17 protein-coding genes and 1 other RNA gene are annotated in these 16,913 nt (G+C 57.0%); 10 read left to right on the top strand and 8 right to left on the bottom strand.

The genetic code is table 11. The features are described from left to right. The first annotated feature begins 57 nt into the window (after positions 1 to 57). Positions 58 to 876: a pyridoxal phosphatase gene (locus ABLU96_RS18515; protein WP_025108127.1), complete on the top strand. Its 819-nt coding sequence runs from the start codon at positions 58 to 60 to the stop codon at positions 874 to 876. On the opposite strand, the gene modC is transcribed toward ABLU96_RS18515, so the two are convergent. The 4 genes from modC to ABLU96_RS18495 all read right to left on the bottom strand — a co-directional run bounded on the left by modC (position 877) and on the right by ABLU96_RS18495 (position 3,695). Next, positions 877 to 1,935: a molybdenum ABC transporter ATP-binding protein ModC gene (modC, locus tag ABLU96_RS18510; RefSeq protein WP_014228468.1), complete on the bottom strand. Its 1,059-nt coding sequence runs from the start codon at positions 1,933 to 1,935 to the stop codon at positions 877 to 879. It lies immediately after the preceding gene. Between the two features lie 2 nt (positions 1,936 to 1,937). Then, complete coding sequence (modB, locus tag ABLU96_RS18505; RefSeq protein ID WP_004848997.1) at positions 1,938 to 2,627, bottom strand: molybdate ABC transporter permease subunit; 690 nt, start codon at positions 2,625 to 2,627, stop codon at positions 1,938 to 1,940. Then, positions 2,627 to 3,400 (bottom strand): molybdate ABC transporter substrate-binding protein, encoded by a 774-nt coding sequence (modA, locus tag ABLU96_RS18500; protein ID WP_025108128.1) that lies wholly within the window; start codon positions 3,398 to 3,400, stop codon positions 2,627 to 2,629. Before modA ends, modB begins: the two co-directional genes overlap by 1 nt. Before the next feature lie 145 nt (positions 3,401 to 3,545). Beyond that, complete coding sequence (locus ABLU96_RS18495; RefSeq protein ID WP_004848993.1) at positions 3,546 to 3,695, bottom strand: AcrZ family multidrug efflux pump-associated protein; 150 nt, start codon at positions 3,693 to 3,695, stop codon at positions 3,546 to 3,548. Between the two features lie 153 nt (positions 3,696 to 3,848). Between ABLU96_RS18495 and modE the strand changes: the two genes are divergently transcribed. The 7 genes from modE to gpmA all read left to right on the top strand — a co-directional run bounded on the left by modE (position 3,849) and on the right by gpmA (position 11,655). Next, positions 3,849 to 4,637, top strand: coding sequence for a molybdenum-dependent transcriptional regulator (modE, locus tag ABLU96_RS18490; RefSeq protein ID WP_004848991.1), 789 nt, complete (start codon positions 3,849 to 3,851; stop codon positions 4,635 to 4,637). 67 nt (positions 4,638 to 4,704) lie between these two features. After that, the gene (gene modF, locus ABLU96_RS18485) at positions 4,705 to 6,174 is read left to right on the top strand and encodes a molybdate ABC transporter ATP-binding protein ModF (RefSeq protein WP_014228466.1); all 1,470 of its coding nucleotides are present in this window, start codon (positions 4,705 to 4,707) and stop codon (positions 6,172 to 6,174) included. Between the two features lie 211 nt (positions 6,175 to 6,385). Further along, on the top strand, positions 6,386 to 7,402 hold the full coding sequence (galE, locus tag ABLU96_RS18480) for a UDP-glucose 4-epimerase GalE (RefSeq protein WP_004130603.1): 1,017 nt from the start codon (positions 6,386 to 6,388) through the stop codon (positions 7,400 to 7,402). A gap of 9 nt (positions 7,403 to 7,411) precedes the next feature. Next, complete coding sequence (galT, locus tag ABLU96_RS18475; protein ID WP_064404725.1) at positions 7,412 to 8,458, top strand: galactose-1-phosphate uridylyltransferase; 1,047 nt, start codon at positions 7,412 to 7,414, stop codon at positions 8,456 to 8,458. Positions 8,459 to 8,460: 2 nt separating this feature from the next. Next, complete coding sequence (galK, locus tag ABLU96_RS18470; RefSeq protein ID WP_004848984.1) at positions 8,461 to 9,609, top strand: galactokinase; 1,149 nt, start codon at positions 8,461 to 8,463, stop codon at positions 9,607 to 9,609. Then, positions 9,603 to 10,646, top strand: coding sequence for a galactose-1-epimerase (galM, locus tag ABLU96_RS18465; protein ID WP_048261183.1), 1,044 nt, complete (start codon positions 9,603 to 9,605; stop codon positions 10,644 to 10,646). The genes galK and galM overlap by 7 nt, the downstream gene beginning before the upstream one ends. Positions 10,647 to 10,902: 256 nt before the next feature. After that, complete coding sequence (gene gpmA, locus ABLU96_RS18460; RefSeq protein WP_004100351.1) at positions 10,903 to 11,655, top strand: 2,3-diphosphoglycerate-dependent phosphoglycerate mutase; 753 nt, start codon at positions 10,903 to 10,905, stop codon at positions 11,653 to 11,655. Between the two features lie 67 nt (positions 11,656 to 11,722). Here the strand turns inward: gpmA and aroG are convergent, their stop codons facing one another. Continuing rightward, positions 11,723 to 12,775: a 3-deoxy-7-phosphoheptulonate synthase AroG gene (gene aroG / locus ABLU96_RS18455; RefSeq protein ID WP_014228462.1), complete on the bottom strand. Its 1,053-nt coding sequence runs from the start codon at positions 12,773 to 12,775 to the stop codon at positions 11,723 to 11,725. 314 nt (positions 12,776 to 13,089) lie between these two features. Here aroG and ABLU96_RS18450 point away from each other — a divergent pair, with 314 nt between their 5' ends. Then, positions 13,090 to 13,461 (top strand): YbgS-like family protein, encoded by a 372-nt coding sequence (locus tag ABLU96_RS18450; protein ID WP_025108131.1) that lies wholly within the window; start codon positions 13,090 to 13,092, stop codon positions 13,459 to 13,461. 116 nt (positions 13,462 to 13,577) lie between these two features. Beyond that, positions 13,578 to 14,522, top strand: coding sequence for a CDF family zinc transporter ZitB (zitB, locus tag ABLU96_RS18445; protein WP_014228460.1), 945 nt, complete (start codon positions 13,578 to 13,580; stop codon positions 14,520 to 14,522). On the opposite strand, the gene pnuC is transcribed toward zitB, so the two are convergent. The 3 genes from pnuC to ABLU96_RS18430 all read right to left on the bottom strand — a co-directional run. Next, positions 14,519 to 15,238: a nicotinamide riboside transporter PnuC gene (gene pnuC / locus ABLU96_RS18440; protein ID WP_049082690.1), complete on the bottom strand. Its 720-nt coding sequence runs from the start codon at positions 15,236 to 15,238 to the stop codon at positions 14,519 to 14,521. The two genes, zitB and pnuC, sit on opposite strands and share 4 nt — an antisense overlap. Before the next feature lie 35 nt (positions 15,239 to 15,273). Continuing rightward, entirely contained in the window at positions 15,274 to 16,317 is a 1,044-nt protein-coding gene (gene nadA / locus ABLU96_RS18435) for a quinolinate synthase NadA (RefSeq protein ID WP_064377839.1), read from the bottom strand. Between the two features lie 446 nt (positions 16,318 to 16,763). Then, positions 16,764 to 16,913: non-coding RNA, RtT sRNA (locus ABLU96_RS18430), on the bottom strand; the annotation flags it as partial.

Raw genomic sequence — 16,913 nt, 5'->3', positions numbered from 1 at the left:
GCACAGCGGTGTACCATCATAGCCTGCTAACTTTTCATCATTAACCGGAAACAACCCATGACCTCACGCGTGATTGCCCTCGATTTAGACGGCACGCTCTTAACCGGCAAAAAGACCATCCTCCCCGCCTCGCTCGATGCGCTGGCTCGCGCCAAAGACGCGGGATATCAGATCATCGTCGTCACCGGCCGACATCACGTCGCTATCCATCCTTTTTATCAGGCGCTGGCGCTGGATACACCTGCAATTTGCTGCAATGGCACTTATTTGTATGATTATCATGCAAAAAAGGTGCTTGAATCCGACCCGATGCCGGTAGATAAAGCCCTGAGCCTGACGGAAATGCTGAACGAGCATGATATTCACGGCCTGATGTACGTCGATGACGCCATGCTGTACGAGCAGCCGACCGGGCACGTTATCCGCACCGCCAGCTGGGCGCAATCGCTCCCCGTCGAGCAGCGTCCGGTATTCACTCAGGTCGATTCTCTGGCGCAGGCGGCCCGCAAAGTTAACGCCGTGTGGAAATTCGCCCTGACCGATGAAGATACCGCCAAACTGCAGCGCTTTGCCCAACACGTTGGCCAGACGCTGGGTCTGGAGTGCGAATGGTCGTGGCACGATCAGGTGGACATTGCCCGGGAAGGCAACAGCAAAGGCAAACGCCTGGCGCAGTGGGTCGCGTCGCAGGGCCTGTCGATGCAGGATGTTATCGCCTTCGGCGACAACTATAACGACCTCAGCATGCTGGAAGCCGCCGGTACCGGCGTGGCGATGGGCAACGCGGTGGAAGAGGTCAAAGCGCGCGCCAACGTGGTGATCGGTGAAAACGAAACCACCAGCATCGCCGACTACATCTATCGCCACCTGCTGTAATCAGGCGGCTATCGACACGCTTTTTATCTGCGCATACAGCCGCTGGCCCGGGGTCACCCCCAGCTCATCGCGAGCCCAGGGGCTGATGCGCGCCCACAGGGTACGGCCGCTTATCTCCAGCCTGACCTCAACCTGCCCATGACTTTCAATACACTGCATGACCTGCGCGGGTAAAATATTGCGGATGCTGGTTTGCTGAGCGGGCTGCAGTACCAGAGAAACGTCCGAGGCCTGAATGCGGATCCGCGCGCTTTCGCCCTGCGGCCTGTCAAGACGGTTAACCCATATCTGCCGATCCCCCAGCGCCAGCGCGGTCATGGCATACTGCGGATGCTGAGCGGCAACGGTCACGTTCAGGATCGTGCTTTGCTGCTCCTGGGGAAGCCAGGGGTGCATCACGCTGCTGCTCCACACCTCTTCCAGACAGCCAAAGGCTTTCACTTTCCCCTCTTCCAGCACCAGCACGTTATCCGCCAGATGCTGGATTTCATCCAGAGAGTGGCTGACGTACAGCATCGGGATCTTGATTTCGCGCGCCAGACGCTGCAGATAGGGCAACAGCTCGCGCTTGCGCGGAATATCCAGCGATGCCAGCGGCTCATCCAGCAGCAGCAGCTCCGGCGCGGTAAGCAGCGCCCGGCCAATCGCCACCCGCTGCTTCTCCCCACCGGAGAGGCCGCCCGGCAGGCGGTCAAGCAGCGGCGCAATGCCGAGCAGCGCCACCAGCTTGTCAAACTGCGCCGCCATAGACTTCGCCATGCCATATTGCAAATTGCCGCGCACTTTATAGTGCGGAAACAGGCGCGCGTCCTGAAAAACGTAGCCAATGCGGCGCTTTTCCGGCGCCAGGCAAATACCTTTATCAACGTCGTTCAGCACTCTGCCGTTGAGGACGATGCGCCCCTGCTGCGGGCGCGTCAGGCCGCTAATGGCGTTAATCAGCGAGGTTTTACCCGCGCCGGAGACGCCGAACACTGCCGTAATGCCGCTGGCGGGAAGCGTCTCGCAAATTTGCAGACAGTGGGTACCCAGCGTCTGGGTAAAATCGAGCTCAAGCATGTTTATTTCCCCATCCGCTGACGGCTGAGGCGGGCCAGCCATTCGGAAATCAGCAGCGATACCAGCGCCAGCGCAATCGAAATCAAGCATAAACGCGCGGCCGCGCCTTCTCCCCCGGGGGTCTGGATCAGGGTATACATGGCCGAAGGGATGGTGCGCGTTTCGCCGGGAATATTGGAAACAAACGTGATGGTGGCGCCGAACTCGCCCAGCGAGCGGGCGAAAGCCAGCACGGTGCCAACGATAATGCCGGGTAGCGTCAACGGTAACGTAATAGTGAAAAACACCCGCCAGCGGCCAGCGCCGAGGGTACGCGCCGCCTGCTCGAGCTTGATGTCCACCCCTTCCAGCGCGAGGCGAATAGCCCGCACCATCAGCGGAAAGGACATCACCGCCGCCGCCAGTACCGCGCCGCGCCAGCTAAACGCAAAGCTCAGACCAAACCAGTCATACAGCCAGCTGCCGATAAAACCGCGTCGCCCCATCGCGATCAGCAAGAGATACCCTACCACCACCGGTGGCAATACCAGCGGCAGGTGGAGAATGCTATCGAGCAGCGCTTTACCGGGAAAATCTCGTCGCACCAGCAGCCAGGAGAAAAAGATGCCAAAAGGCAAGCTCAGTACCACCGCCAGGGAGGAGACTTTCAGGCTCAGCAGTACCGCCTGCCATTCAGGATCGCTTAAGAACATTAGTGGGTAGTAAATCCGTAACGTGTAAAGATGGCGGACGCTTCCGGCCCTTTTAAATAGTCATAAAACGCGCTGACCGTGGCATTTTTATGGCCGTCGACGATTGCCAGCGGATATTCCACTTTCTTATGCGAATCTTCCGGGAAGGTACCGACAACTTTTACCCCCTTGCTGGCGACCGCATCGGAGCCGTAAACGATCCCCAGCGGCGCTTCGCTGCGTTCAACCAGGGCCAGCGCGCCGCGCACGTCTTCTGCCGGCGCCAGCTTCGGCGACAGGGTTTCCCAGGCTCCCAGCTTTTGCAGCGCCTCTTTCGCATAGATGCCAGCAGGCACGTGTTCCGGGTCACCTACGGCCAGGCGGCCGCCTTTCAGCAGGCTGGTCCAGTCGGTTTTATCACTGATGTTTATCTCGCCCTGCGCGCTGGCTTTTGGCGCCACGACAACCAGGCTGTTACCGAGAAGGGTCGCGCGCGAGGCGGTATCAATGCTCTTTTTCTCGACCGCGTAATCCATCCATTTTTGATCGGCGGAGATAAACAGATCCGCCGGCGCCCCCGCTTCAATCTGCCGTGCCAGGGTCGATGAAGAGGCAAATGAAGAAACCACCTCCACGCCCTTCTCTTTTTTATACTCTTTGGCGATATCCTGCATGGCGTTGGTGAGCGATGCCGCGGCAAAAACCGTCACTTTGCCCTCTTCCGCCAGCGCGTGGCCCGCAACGGAGAGCGTTAATGTTGCTCCGGCAAAAAAGCGTAACCATTGACCTGTCATCTGAATCTCCCGTCGGTTCGTTATGTAATAGACAATATAACGATAGCGCCAGGTTTTTCCCAGCGAAAATTAGGGGTAATCAGCGTTCGAAAAATGGAGGGGGGGAAGAAATAAGGACGCCCGGCAGAACCGGGCGCGGGGGAAATCAGTGATTTTGCGGTCTGCTGTCTTTATGACCGGCTCCGGAGAAGAGGTTAAACACTTCGCCCAGCCCGTAAATCAGGCCCAGAATGACCGCCATCACCACAGGGACCATGACTACGGCAAAAACCAGACTTTTCAATAGCTCTAACATGGTTGGCTCCAGAAAGTACGAATAGTTTATTGTAACCAATTCAGCCGGAAAAACACGCCCCATTTGTGCGGTGCCCCGCAGGCCACCGTGAGAGATGCATCTTGCAAGATGACCGCTATCGGTCACAATATCCTTTTTCATCAGGATATGATTATGCAGGCTGAAATTCTTCTTACCCTCAAATTACAGCAGCGCCTGTTCGCCGATCCTCGCCGTATCGCCCTGCTGAAACAGATTGAACAGACCGGCTCGATTAGCCAGGGGGCAAAAAACGCGGGCATTAGCTATAAAAGCGCCTGGGATGCGATTAATGAAATGAATCAGCTCAGCGAGCAGACCCTGGTTGACCGGGCGACCGGTGGCAAAGGCGGCGGCGGCGCGGTCCTCACCCGCTACGGGCAGCGGCTGATTCAGCTCTACGACCTGCTGGCGCAGATTCAGCAGAAAGCATTCGATGTCCTGAGCGATGATGACGCCCTTCCCCTCGACAGCCTGCTGGCTGCCATTTCGCGATTCTCTCTGCAGACCAGCGCGCGCAACCAGTGGTTTGGCACCATTACCGGCCGCGACCATCAGCAGGTCCAGCAGCACGTTGACGTTCTGCTGGCCGACGGCCAAACCCGCTTTAAGGTCGCGATTACCGCCCAAAGCGCCGATCGTCTGGGCCTTGAGGAAGGCCAGGAGGTACTGGTGCTGCTGAAAGCGCCGTGGGTTGGCATTACTCAGGATGCCGCACAGGCGGAACGGGCCGACAACCAGCTGGCCGGACGTATCAACCACATCGAACGCGGGCCGGAACAGTGTGAAGTGCTGATGGCGCTCCCGGATGGGCAGAGCCTTTGCGCCACCCTGCCGGTGGAACAGACGCGCGATCTGGCGGAAGGGGCGGAGGTGATAGCATATTTTAATGCCGATCGCATCATTCTTGCCACGTTGTGCTAACGGCATTGACATTGCGCTCGCGAAGACGTATCCCTGAAGCAAATCGCTGCAAAAAGTGGGATACACAATGTCATTGTTGCAAATTTCGCAAGGCACGTTTCGTCTTAGCGATACAAAAACGTTAAATATTGAACACCTCCGCGTGCAGGCTGGCGAGAGCTGGGCTTTCGTCGGCAGCAACGGCAGCGGGAAATCGGCGCTTGCGCGGGCGCTCTCCGGCGAGCTGACCCTGCTAAGCGGGCAGCGTGAGTGCACCTTCTCGCGCATCACCCGTCTCTCTTTTGAGCAGCTGCAAAAGCTGGTCAGCGATGAGTGGCAGCGCAATAACACCGATTTGCTCAGCCCGGGAGAAGAAGACACCGGCCGCACGACGGCGGAAATTATCCAGGATGAGTTTAAAGACCCCTCCCGCTGCGCTCGCCTTGCTGAACAGTTTGCAATTAGCCACCTGCTCGAACGCCGTTTTAAATATCTCTCAACCGGCGAAACGCGCAAGACCCTGCTGTGCCAGGCGCTGATGGGCGATCCCGACCTGCTTATTCTTGATGAGCCGTTCGACGGTCTTGATGTCGCCTCGCGCCAGCAGCTCGCCGGGATGTTGGCCGCGCTGAACGGCGAAGGTATCACCCTGGTGCTGGTCCTCAATCGTTTTGACGAGATCCCGGCGTTCGTTCAGTATGCCGGGGTGCTGGCGGACTGCGTGCTGAGCGAAACCGGCGAAAAGCAGGCCCTGCTGCAGCAGGCGCTTATTGCCCAGCTCGCGCATAGCGAAAAGCTTGACGGCATGACGCTGCCGGAGCCGGACGCACCAGCAGCGCGTCTTGCGCTGGACGCCGAAGCGCCGCTCATCGTGCTGAACGACGGCATAGTTTCGTACAACGATCGTCCGATTATTAACCGCCTGAGCTGGACGGTGAACCCTGGCGAACACTGGCAGATAGTCGGCCCCAATGGCGCCGGTAAATCCACGCTGCTCAGCCTGATCGCCGGCGACCATCCTCAGGGATACAGCAACGACCTGACCCTGTTTGGCCGCCGCCGCGGCAGCGGTGAAACCATCTGGGATATCAAAAAACATATTGGCTACGTCAGCAGCAGCCTGCACCTTGAATACCGCGTCAGCACCAACGTGCGTAACGTGATTCTCTCCGGCTACTTCGACTCAATCGGCATCTATCAGGCCGTATCTGACAAGCAGCATAAGCTGGTGCAGAACTGGCTGGATATTCTGGGTATCGACAAACGCACCGCCGATGCGCCGTTCCATAGCCTCTCCTGGGGGCAGCAGCGGCTGGCGCTGATCGTCCGCGCCCTGGTCAAACATCCCACTCTGCTGATCCTTGACGAACCGCTGCAGGGGCTGGACCCGCTCAACCGCCAGCTGGTGCGCCGCTTCGTTGATGTGCTGATTGGCGAAGGGGCGACGCAGCTGCTGTTTGTCTCTCATCACGCCGAAGACGCCCCGGACTGTATCACCCACCGACTGGCCTTTGTGAGTAGTGGAGACGGTTACACTTACCAGTTGGATCCGCTGTAAAATTAAGCCTGTACAGGGGTCTGCTGATCCCTGTTTTTTTCAGAATAATAGCTACCAGACATAACATCACCCTGTTTTTAAAACAAAAAAACTCAAATGGGCTGTTTAAAAACTTTAGTGTAAACGATTCCACCAATTTGGCCTGTGTCACACTTTTGGCTTCTTTGGTATGCTATCTTCTTCTCACACGATAAGCCTATTGGAGCGAATCATGAAAGTACTGGTTACAGGTGGTAGCGGTTACATTGGAAGTCACACCTGCGTTCAACTGCTACTGCAGGGACACGAAGTGATTATTCTCGATAATCTCTGCAACAGTAAGCGCAGCGTATTGCCAATCATTGAACGTCTCGGCGGGAAAAGCGCCACCTTTGTCGAAGGCGACATTCGTAACGAAGCGCTGATGACGGAAATTCTCCACGATCACGCCATTGAAGCGGTGATCCATTTCGCCGGCCTGAAAGCCGTCGGGGAATCCGTCGCTAAGCCGCTGGAGTACTACGACAACAACGTAACCGGCACACTGAAACTCGTTTCCGCCATGCGCGCCGCGGGCGTGAAAAACTTTATTTTCAGCTCCTCCGCGACCGTCTACGGCGACCAGCCCAAAATCCCTTACGTCGAAAGCTTCCCGACCGGTACGCCTCAGAGCCCTTACGGTAAAAGCAAGCTGATGGTTGAGCAGATCCTGACCGACCTGCAAAAAGCGCAGCCGGACTGGAGCATCGCGCTGCTGCGCTACTTCAATCCGGTCGGCGCGCATCCGTCGGGCGATATGGGGGAAGATCCGCAGGGTATTCCGAACAACCTGATGCCGTATATCGCGCAGGTCGCGGTTGGCCGCCGTGAATCGCTGGCGGTATTCGGCAACGACTACCCAACCGAAGATGGCACCGGCGTACGCGACTACATTCACGTGATGGACCTGGCAGACGGCCACGTCGCGGCGATGGAAAAACTGGCCGATAAAGCCGGCGTGCATATCTATAACCTTGGCGCAGGCGTCGGCAGCAGCGTGCTCGACGTGGTCAACGCATTTAGCAAAGCCTGCGGCAAACCGATTAACTACCACTTCGCACCGCGCCGCGAAGGCGACCTCCCGGCCTACTGGGCGGACGCTGAAAAGGCCGATCGCGAGCTGAACTGGCGCGTGACGCGCAACCTTGACGAAATGGCGCAGGACACCTGGCACTGGCAGTCCCGTCATCCGCAGGGTTATCCCGACTAAGGAACCTTCATGAGCGTATTTAACCCCGTCGACCATCCACATCGTCGTTATAACCCGTTAACCGGGCAGTGGATTCTGGTTTCTCCGCATCGCGCCAAGCGCCCCTGGCAGGGGGCGCAGGAAACGCCGGCAAAACAGACCTTGCCCGCGCACGACCCGGACTGTTTCCTGTGCCCGGGTAATACCCGCGTCACCGGCGACAAAAACCCGAACTACACCGGTACGTTTGTTTTTACCAATGACTTTGCGGCTTTGATGACCGATACCCCTGACGCCCCGGAAAGCGACGACACGCTTATGCGCTGTCAGAGCGCCCGCGGTACCAGCCGGGTCATCTGCTTCTCGCCAGACCACAGCAAAACGCTGCCGGAACTGAGCGTGGAGGCGCTGGAAGGCGTGGTTAAAACGTGGCAGGAGCAGACCGCCGACCTCGGAAAAACCTACCCGTGGGTGCAGGTCTTTGAAAATAAAGGCTCGGCAATGGGCTGCTCCAACCCACATCCGCATGGCCAGGTGTGGGCAAACAGCTTTCTGCCTAACGAGGCGGAACGCGAAGATCGTCTGCAAAAAGCGTACTTCACCGGGCACGGCGCGCCGATGCTGGTGGATTACGCGCAGCGAGAATTAGCCGACGGTAGCCGCACCGTCGTCGAGACCGAACACTGGCTCGCGGTGGTCCCTTACTGGGCAGCGTGGCCCTTCGAGACGCTGCTGTTGCCGAAAGCGCACGTACAGCGCCTGACTGATTTAACCGATGACCAGCGCAGCGACCTCGCGCTGGCGCTGAAAAAGCTGACCAGCCGTTACGACAACCTGTTCCAGTGCTCATTCCCCTACTCTATGGGCTGGCACGGCGCGCCGTTTAACGATGAAGAGAATAATCACTGGCAGCTGCACGCGCATTTTTATCCGCCGCTGCTGCGCTCCGCGACGGTGCGTAAATTTATGGTCGGCTATGAAATGCTGGCTGAAACCCAGCGTGACCTGACGGCCGAGCAGGCCGCCGAACGTCTGCGCGCTGTGAGCGACGTCCATTTTCGCGAATCCGGAGTATAACCATGAGTCTGAAAGAGAAAACCCAAGCCCTGTTTGCTGAGAAATTTGGCTATCCGGCCAGCCATGTTATCCAGGCCCCTGGCCGCGTTAACCTGATCGGCGAGCATACCGACTATAACGATGGGTTCGTGCTGCCCTGCGCTATTGATTACCAGACGGTCATCGCCTGTGCGCCGCGCGACGATCGTACCGTGCGGGTGATTGCCGCCGATTACGACAATCAGACCGATGAATTCTCTCTCGACTCGCCGATTACCAGCCACGATACCCAGCAGTGGTCAAACTATGTCCGCGGCGTGGTGAAGCATCTCCAGCAGCGGAATAACGCTTTCGGCGGCGCGGATCTGGTCATCAGCGGCAACGTGCCGCAGGGCGCGGGGTTAAGCTCTTCGGCTTCGCTGGAAGTCGCCGTCGGCACCGTGTTCCAGCAGCTGTACCATCTGCCGCTAGACGGCGCGCAAATCGCGCTGAACGGCCAGGAAGCGGAAAACCAGTTCGTCGGCTGCAACTGCGGCATTATGGACCAGCTGATCTCCGCGCTCGGTAAAAAAGATCACGCGCTGCTGATCGACTGCCGCTCCTTGGGGACCAAAGCGGTCTCGATGCCGAAAGGCGTCGCGGTGGTGATTATTAACAGTAACTTTAAGCGCACTCTGGTCGGCAGCGAATACAACACTCGCCGCGAACAGTGTGAAACCGGCGCACGTTTCTTCCAGCAGCCGGCCCTGCGCGACGTCACGTTGCAAGAGTTCAACGCCGTCGCCCACGAGCTTGACCCGGTGGTCGCCAAACGCGTTCGCCACGTGCTGACTGAAAACGCCCGCACCGTAGAAGCCGCAGCGGCGCTGGAAAAAGGCGACCTGCTGCGGATGGGCGAGCTGATGGCGGAATCCCACGCCTCCATGCGCGATGATTTTGAAATCACCGTCCCGCAGATTGATACCCTGGTGGACATCGTCAAGGCGACCATCGGCGATAAAGGCGGCGTTCGCATGACCGGCGGCGGTTTCGGCGGCTGTATCGTCGCCCTGGTGCCGGAAGATCTGGTCGAGACCGTACAGCAGGCCGTTGCCAAAGAGTATGAAGCGAAAACTGGTATCAAAGAGACCTTTTACGTCTGCAAACCGTCGCAGGGAGCTGGACAATGCTAAACCCAACAACGGAGCTGGCGCCGGACGGCCAGCCGTGGAATCTCCTCACCCTGCGTAACGACGCAGGCATGACGGTCACCGTAATGGACTGGGGCGCGACGCTGCTCTCCGCGCGCGTGACGCTGGCCGACGGCAGCGTACGCGAAGCGCTGCTCGGCTGCGCGACCCCTGGCGACTATACGCGCCAGGCCGCCTATCTCGGCGCTTCCGTAGGCCGTTACGCGAACCGTATCGCCAACAGCCGCTTTTCCCTTGATGGCCGTAGCGTTAATCTGACGCCCTCCAACGAGGCCGGCCATCAGCTGCACGGCGGTCCTGAAGGTTTTGATAAGCGCCGCTGGCAGATTGTCAGCGCCGACGATCGTCACGCGCTGTTTTCACTCTCCTCCCACGATGGCGATCAGGGGTTCCCCGGCAATCTGACGGCTACGGCGCACTACCGCCTGACCGACGATAATCGTATCGCCATCGAGTATCGCGCCACCGTTGATCAGCCCTGCCCGGTAAACCTGACCAACCACGTCTATTTCAACCTTGATGGCGTGCAGAGCGACGTGCGTAGCCATAAGCTGCAAATCTTTGCCGATGCGTATCTGCCCGTTGAGAGCGACGGTATTCCGGGAGGCGATTTGCAAAACGTCACCCTGACCAGCTTCGATTTCCGCACGCCGAAGATGCTGGCGGACGATTTCCTGCGCGATGAAGACCAGCAAAAGGTCAAAGGTTACGACCACGCCTTTCTGCTCCAGGCGCTGGGCAATGCCAAAAGCCCTGCGGCTCACGTCTGGTCGCAGGACGAAAAGCTGCAGATGACGGTCTATACCTCCGCTCCGGCGCTGCAGTTCTACTCCGGCAACTATTTGGCCGGCACGCCGTCGCGCACGGCGCAGCCTTACGCTGACTGGCAAGGTCTGGCTCTGGAGAGCGAGTTCCTGCCGGATTCACCGAACCATCCGGAATGGCCGCAGCCGGACTGCGTACTGCGCCCCGGCGAAGAGTACGTCAGCCTGACGGAATATCAGTTTATTGCGAAATAATACCCAGCCCTCCTGATGGAGGGCTTTTTTTATCCTTTCGCTGAAAAATACGCCACTTACAGACAAAAACATAACCTCTGTTTTACAAGCACCTTACACTGAGCGACTATTTTCGCTATGGTTAGGGATAAGCATTGCCGTGAGGTAAGTCGCGGCAATATAATGAGAATAGTTATCAATCAATAAATATACACACTACAGATTTCGGGTCGCATCAAGGCGGCGCGAAAGATGACGTGTATTGAGGAGTAAGTGTATGGCTGTAACTAAGCTGGTACTCGTTCGTCACGGCGAAAGCCAATGGAACAACGAAAACCGTTTCACCGGTTGGTATGACGTTGACCTGTCTGAAAAAGGCGTGGGTGAAGCAAAAGCGGCCGGTAAGCTGCTGAAAGAAGAAGGCTTCAGCTTCGACTTTGCTTATACCTCTGTGCTGAAACGTGCCATCCACACCCTGTGGAACGTGCTGGACGAACTGGATCAGGCCTGGCTGCCGGTAGAAAAGTCCTGGAAACTGAACGAGCGTCACTACGGTGCGCTGCAGGGCCTCAATAAAGCGGAAACCGCTGAAAAATACGGTGACGAGCAGGTTAAGCAGTGGCGTCGCGGCTTTGCGGTAACGCCGCCGGAGCTGACCAAAGACGACGAGCGCTACCCGGGTCACGATCCGCGCTATGCAAAACTGACCGACGCTGAGCTGCCTACCACCGAGAGCCTGGCGCTGACCATCGACCGCGTCGTACCGTACTGGAATGAAACCATTCTGCCGCGTCTGAAAAGCGGTGAGCGCGTGATTATCGCCGCTCACGGTAACTCCCTGCGCGCGCTGGTGAAATACCTCGACAATATGGGCGAAGCAGAGATCCTCGAACTGAACATCCCGACCGGCGTACCGCTGGTGTATGAGTTCGACGAGAACTTCAAGCCTATTAAACATTACTATCTGGGTAACGCCGACGAGATCGCCGCGAAAGCCGCTGCCGTAGCGAACCAGGGTAAAGCGAAGTAATTTTCGCGGGATGTAAAAAAAGCGTGGAGCACTCCACGCTTTTTTATTTTGAGACTCGCCGTAAAACCTAACCGCGGCGCGCTTTTACCGCATTCGCCAGCTGACGAAGCAGCGTATCGGTATCTTCCCATCCGATACAGGCATCAGTAATGCTTTTACCGTAGGCCAGCGGCTCACCGCTGTCGAGGCTCTGATTGCCTTCCACCAGATGGCTTTCGATCATCACGCCCATAATCGCCCGCTCGCCGCCGGCAACCTGCTGGCATACGTCTGTGCCGACATCCATCTGCTTTTTAAACTGTTTGCTGGAGTTGGCATGGCTGAAATCGATCATGATCTGAGCGGGCAGGCCTGCTTTCGCCAGACCCACCTTCACTTCTGCCACGTGCTGCGCGCTGTAGTTCGGCTCTTTACCGCCGCGCAGGATAATATGGCAATCGCTATTGCCGCTGGTGTTCACAATCGCCGAATGTCCCCATTTGGTCACCGACAGGAAACAGTGCGGCGCGCCGGCGGCATTGATGGCGTCGATAGCGACTTTAATGGTGCCATCTGTGCCGTTTTTAAAGCCTACCGGGCAGGAGAGGCCGGAAGAGAGTTCGCGGTGCACCTGTGACTCGGTGGTACGCGCGCCAATCGCGCCCCAGCTCATCAGGTCGGCAAGATACTGCGGGGTGATCATATCGAGGAACTCCCCGGCCGCTGGCAGTCCGCTGTCGTTAATATCAAGCAGCAGCTTGCGCGCAATCCGCAGACCATCGTTGATGCGGAAGCTGTTATCCATATGCGGATCGTTGATCAGCCCTTTCCAGCCCACGGTGGTGCGCGGTTTTTCAAAATACACGCGCATCACGATTTCCAGCTCGCCTTTAAGCTCTTCGCGAAGCGCGAGCAGACGCTCGGCATACTCTTTTGCCGCCGCCGGATCGTGAATGGAGCATGGACCGATCACGACCAGCAGCCGATCGTCATGACCTTTAAGGATCTGGTGGATCGCTTTGCGCGCATGCGCAACGGTGTTGGCGGCGTTTTCGGTAGCGGGGAATTTTTCCAGGAGCGCAACGGGAGGTAATAATTCGTTGATCTCTTTAATGCGTAAATCGTCGTTCTGATAATTCATCTTATTTCCAGCGTTGCCATACTTATCTAGTTAAATGCAATCCCTCCAATCTATCTCTTCACTCAAAAAGTGTAAACGTGATTTTACACTAGCGGCAGAATATTCCTGGAAATAGGCTAAAAAACGCCATAAAGTCGCGGAATAGTGGCCACAAGCTATAATTTTTAACTGTTAGAACTTAATTTTCTTTAGCATTCAGCATTATATATTAATGCCGCTCGCTAACAGCGAAGCTTTAACCACAACGAGTAGAACCTCCGGCAATGCACTGTTGGAAGAGGTAATTCGGTAAATCGATATAACAGGAGCATCCAATGAAAATGAACAAGCTAACCAGTCTTCTCCTCGCAGCAACCCTGGGCCTGGCCAGCGGCGCGGCGCTGGCCGCCGATACCGGCGCGCAGTCGAACAACGGGCAGGCCAATTCGGCAGCCGACGCGGGTCAGGTTGCCCCCGACGCGCGTGAAAACGTGGCGCCAAACAACGTGGACAACGGTAAAATTAACGCCGGTTCCACCGATACCGGCGGCACCATGCTCCACCCCAACGGCTCCACCATGAACCACGACGGGATGTCGAGCGATGAAGTCCACAAGAACTCAATGTGCAAAGATGGCCGCTGCCCGGATACCGATAAAAAGGTCGGCCAGGACGAGGCGACGAAAACCGACGGTACCACCCAATAATCTGCGCGGTATCCGCCCGGAAGGAGAGCTAAGGCTCTCCTTTTTTCATTTTTTCACCCCAAGAGGTGAATCATGTCATAAAGTAATCATCAAAATAATAATGTAGGGATGGCACCATGGGGCAATCACACTCGCATAATTCTCCGCAATCCACCGAAGATAATAATGCCCGTCGGCTGCTGCTGGCGTTCTGCGTCACGGCCGGATTCATGTTGGTTGAGGTTGCAGGCGGACTCATTTCAGGTTCGCTGGCGCTGCTGGCCGATGCCGGGCATATGCTGACGGACGCCGCAGCGCTGCTGTTCGCCTTTCTGGCCGTGCGTTTCGCCAGTCGCCCGCCTAATGCTCAACACACCTTTGGCTGGCTGCGGCTGACCACGCTGGCGGCCTTTCTCAATGCTATCGCCTTAGTGGTCATTACGATATTAATCGTCTGGGAGGCCATTCAGCGTTTTCATCATCCGCAACCGGTAGCCGGTAAAACCATGATGATCATCGCCGTTGCCGGCCTGCTGGCCAATATTCTGGCCTTCTGGATCCTCCATCGCGGCAGTGAAGAGCGTAACCTCAACGTGCGGGCCGCCGCTCTGCATGTGCTGGGGGATCTACTCGGTTCGGTTGGGGCCATTATTGCCGCAATCGTGATCATCACCACCGGCTGGACGCCTATCGATCCTATTCTGTCCGTGCTGGTATCGTGCCTGGTTCTGCGCAGCGCATGGCGTTTGCTGCAGGAGAGCGTTAATGAGCTGCTGGAGGGCGCGCCGCGTTCGCTTGACGTCGACGCCTTAAAGCGCGATTTGCGCCGCTCGATACCTGAAGTTCGCGACGTACACCACGTTCATGCGTGGCTGGTTGGAGAAAAAACGGTGATGACGCTGCACGTGCAGGTGGTACCGCCGCACGATCACGACGGCCTGCTTGAACGAATCCAGGGCTTCTTACAGCATAAGTATGAAATTGAACACATTACGGTTCAGATGGAGTATCAGCCCTGCAGCGGCCCGGAGTGCCGTCTGAACATGACGCACGCCGGGCATGGACATCATCATCACCATTAGCGGGAAAACGCGTGAGAGCCGCGCTCACGCGCGCTGTTAATCCACATACGGCTGCCGTTGAGGGCGATGAAGGTCAGCAGCAGATATTCGAGCGACATCGCATAAACGCCCTGCAGGGCGAAAATAACCACGCTGATGACGTTGATAATCACCCACAGCAGCCAGTTTTCGACGTATTTGCGCGTCATCAGGATCATCGCCGCAACCGAGAGAACCATCATGCAGGAGTCCCAGAACGGGAACGCGTCTGGCTGCAGCGCCGGCATAGCAACCTGCAGGCCCAGGGTGTGCATCAGCGCGACGGCAATCCTGGTCAGAAACGCAAAAACCGGATCGATAAATACCGTCATCAGGCCAATCGCCACCACGCAGGCCGCCAGCCAGCCTAACGCTTTCGGCAGCGGCAGCCAGCGGATTTGCAGTTCCGCCTGGTTATCGCTGGTTTGTCGTGACCAGGCGTACCAGCCGTAGACGTTGGCCGCGAAGAAAAAGATCTGCAGCAGAAGGCTGGCGTAGAGCTGGATCTGAAAGAAGATAATGGCAAACAGCGTGACGTTGATCAGCCCAAAGACATAATTGGCAATCTTCTCCAGGCTCGCCAGCCAGATGCACAGCAATCCTGCGACGGTGCCTACCGCTTCAATCCACGACAGGTCATATCCTCCGGCGCCAATGGGTATATGCACTAATATGTTCTGCGTACTAAAAAAATCCATCTTATCCCCAGAGCGTTCTGTGACGCAGTAATGAGCTATCCCCGAAGTGTAGCCGCAAAATCGAGCATTCTGTTTAGCGGAACCAGCGCCCCGGTTCGCAGCTGTTCATCAACGTGAATTTCATGTTCAACGCCTCCCTTTTCCAGCCCTTCCGCAATCGCCTGCAGGCCGTTCATCGCCATCCACGGACAGTGGGCGCAGCTGCGACAGGTTGCCCCTTCGCCTGCCGTAGGCGCTTCCAGCAGCTCTTTTTCCGGTACCGCCTGCTGCATTTTGTAGAAAATGCCGCGGTCGGTGGCGACGATGAGCTGCTTGTGCGGCAGCGTCTTAGCGGCATTGATCAACTGGCTGGTTGACCCCACCGCGTCAGCCATATCGACAATCGCCTGCGGTGATTCCGGGTGAACCAGCACCGCGGCCTGCGGATAAAGCGCCCGCATTCTCGCCAGCGCTTGGGTTTTGAATTCATCATGAACGATGCAGGCACCCTGCCAGCACAGTACGTCGGCGCCGGTCTGTTTCTGCACATAGCTACCTAAATGGCGGTCCGGCGCCCAGATGATTTTTTCACCCATGCTATCAAGATGCTCAATGAGTTCCACGGCGATGCTCGACGTCACAACCCAGTCGGCGCGCGCCTTTACCGCCGCTGAAGTATTGGCGTAGACCACGACCGTACGATCCGGATGCGCATCGCAGAAAGCGCTAAACTCCTCGATCGGGCAGCCCAAATCGAGCGAGCACTCCGCGTGGAGCGTGGGCATCAGGATGTTTTTTTCCGGGCTGAGGATTTTCGCCGTTTCTCCCATAAAGCGCACGCCGGCGACCAACAGCGTCGAAGCAGAATGTCGGGCGCCGAAGCGCGCCATCTCCAGAGAATCGGAGATACAGCCGCCGGTCTCTTCGGCCAACTGCTGGATTTCGGGGTCGGTATAGTAATGGGCCACCATCACCGCATCGCGCTCGCGCAGCAGGCGTTTAATTTTTTCGCGATAAAAGTGCTTCTCATCGCGGTTTAACGGCATGGGCTTCGGAGGAAAAGGATAAATCGCCGCTTCCGGGTCAAACATTACGCTCATCTTGCAGTCTCGTTTCACTGGCTTAACTTTCAGACCGTAATAATGCCTGAAGAAAGGTATTAACCGGTCATGGTGTTTTATATGCTAAACAAGATAGCCGATTGTGCAGAAAATGTCGTGAGGAATTTTTCCCTCAGGAAGCATTTCCCGGAGGCGATGCCGCGCATCTGTCCAGGCTGCCAAACCTGCAGAACGCACGAATCTGTAGCCCGGGCAAGGCGCGTCAAGCGCCGCCCCCGGGATGAAGCCACGCAAAAGCATCAGGCCCGGCACATTTCCCGGAGGCGATGCTGCGCATCTGTCCGGGCTACTGGCCTGTGCCAATTGTAGCCACGGTAAACACAGCGCGACGGTAGAATAACGCAGCATTAAAGTATTGCGGATTGTTGTGATTTTCGAGGAAATGGCAGATAGCAAAAAAGCGCCTTTAGGGCGCTTTTTTACATTGGTGGGTCGTGCAGGATGACTCGCTTCGCTCGCCCTACGGGCCGTTGCTGACGCAACGTTATCCTTCACGCTTAACATCTGAGTTTGATGTTAAATTGGTGGGTCGTGCAGGATTCGAACCTGCGACCAATTGATTAAAAGTCAACTGC

Origin of the sequence: Klebsiella sp. CN_Kp106, from assembly GCF_040064575.1 — a bacterium.
Taxonomy (GTDB): Bacteria; Pseudomonadota; Gammaproteobacteria; order Enterobacterales; family Enterobacteriaceae; genus Klebsiella; species Klebsiella michiganensis.
The sequence above is the reverse complement of the archived record's forward strand: the minus strand, read 5'-3'. Positions and strand labels throughout refer to the sequence as shown.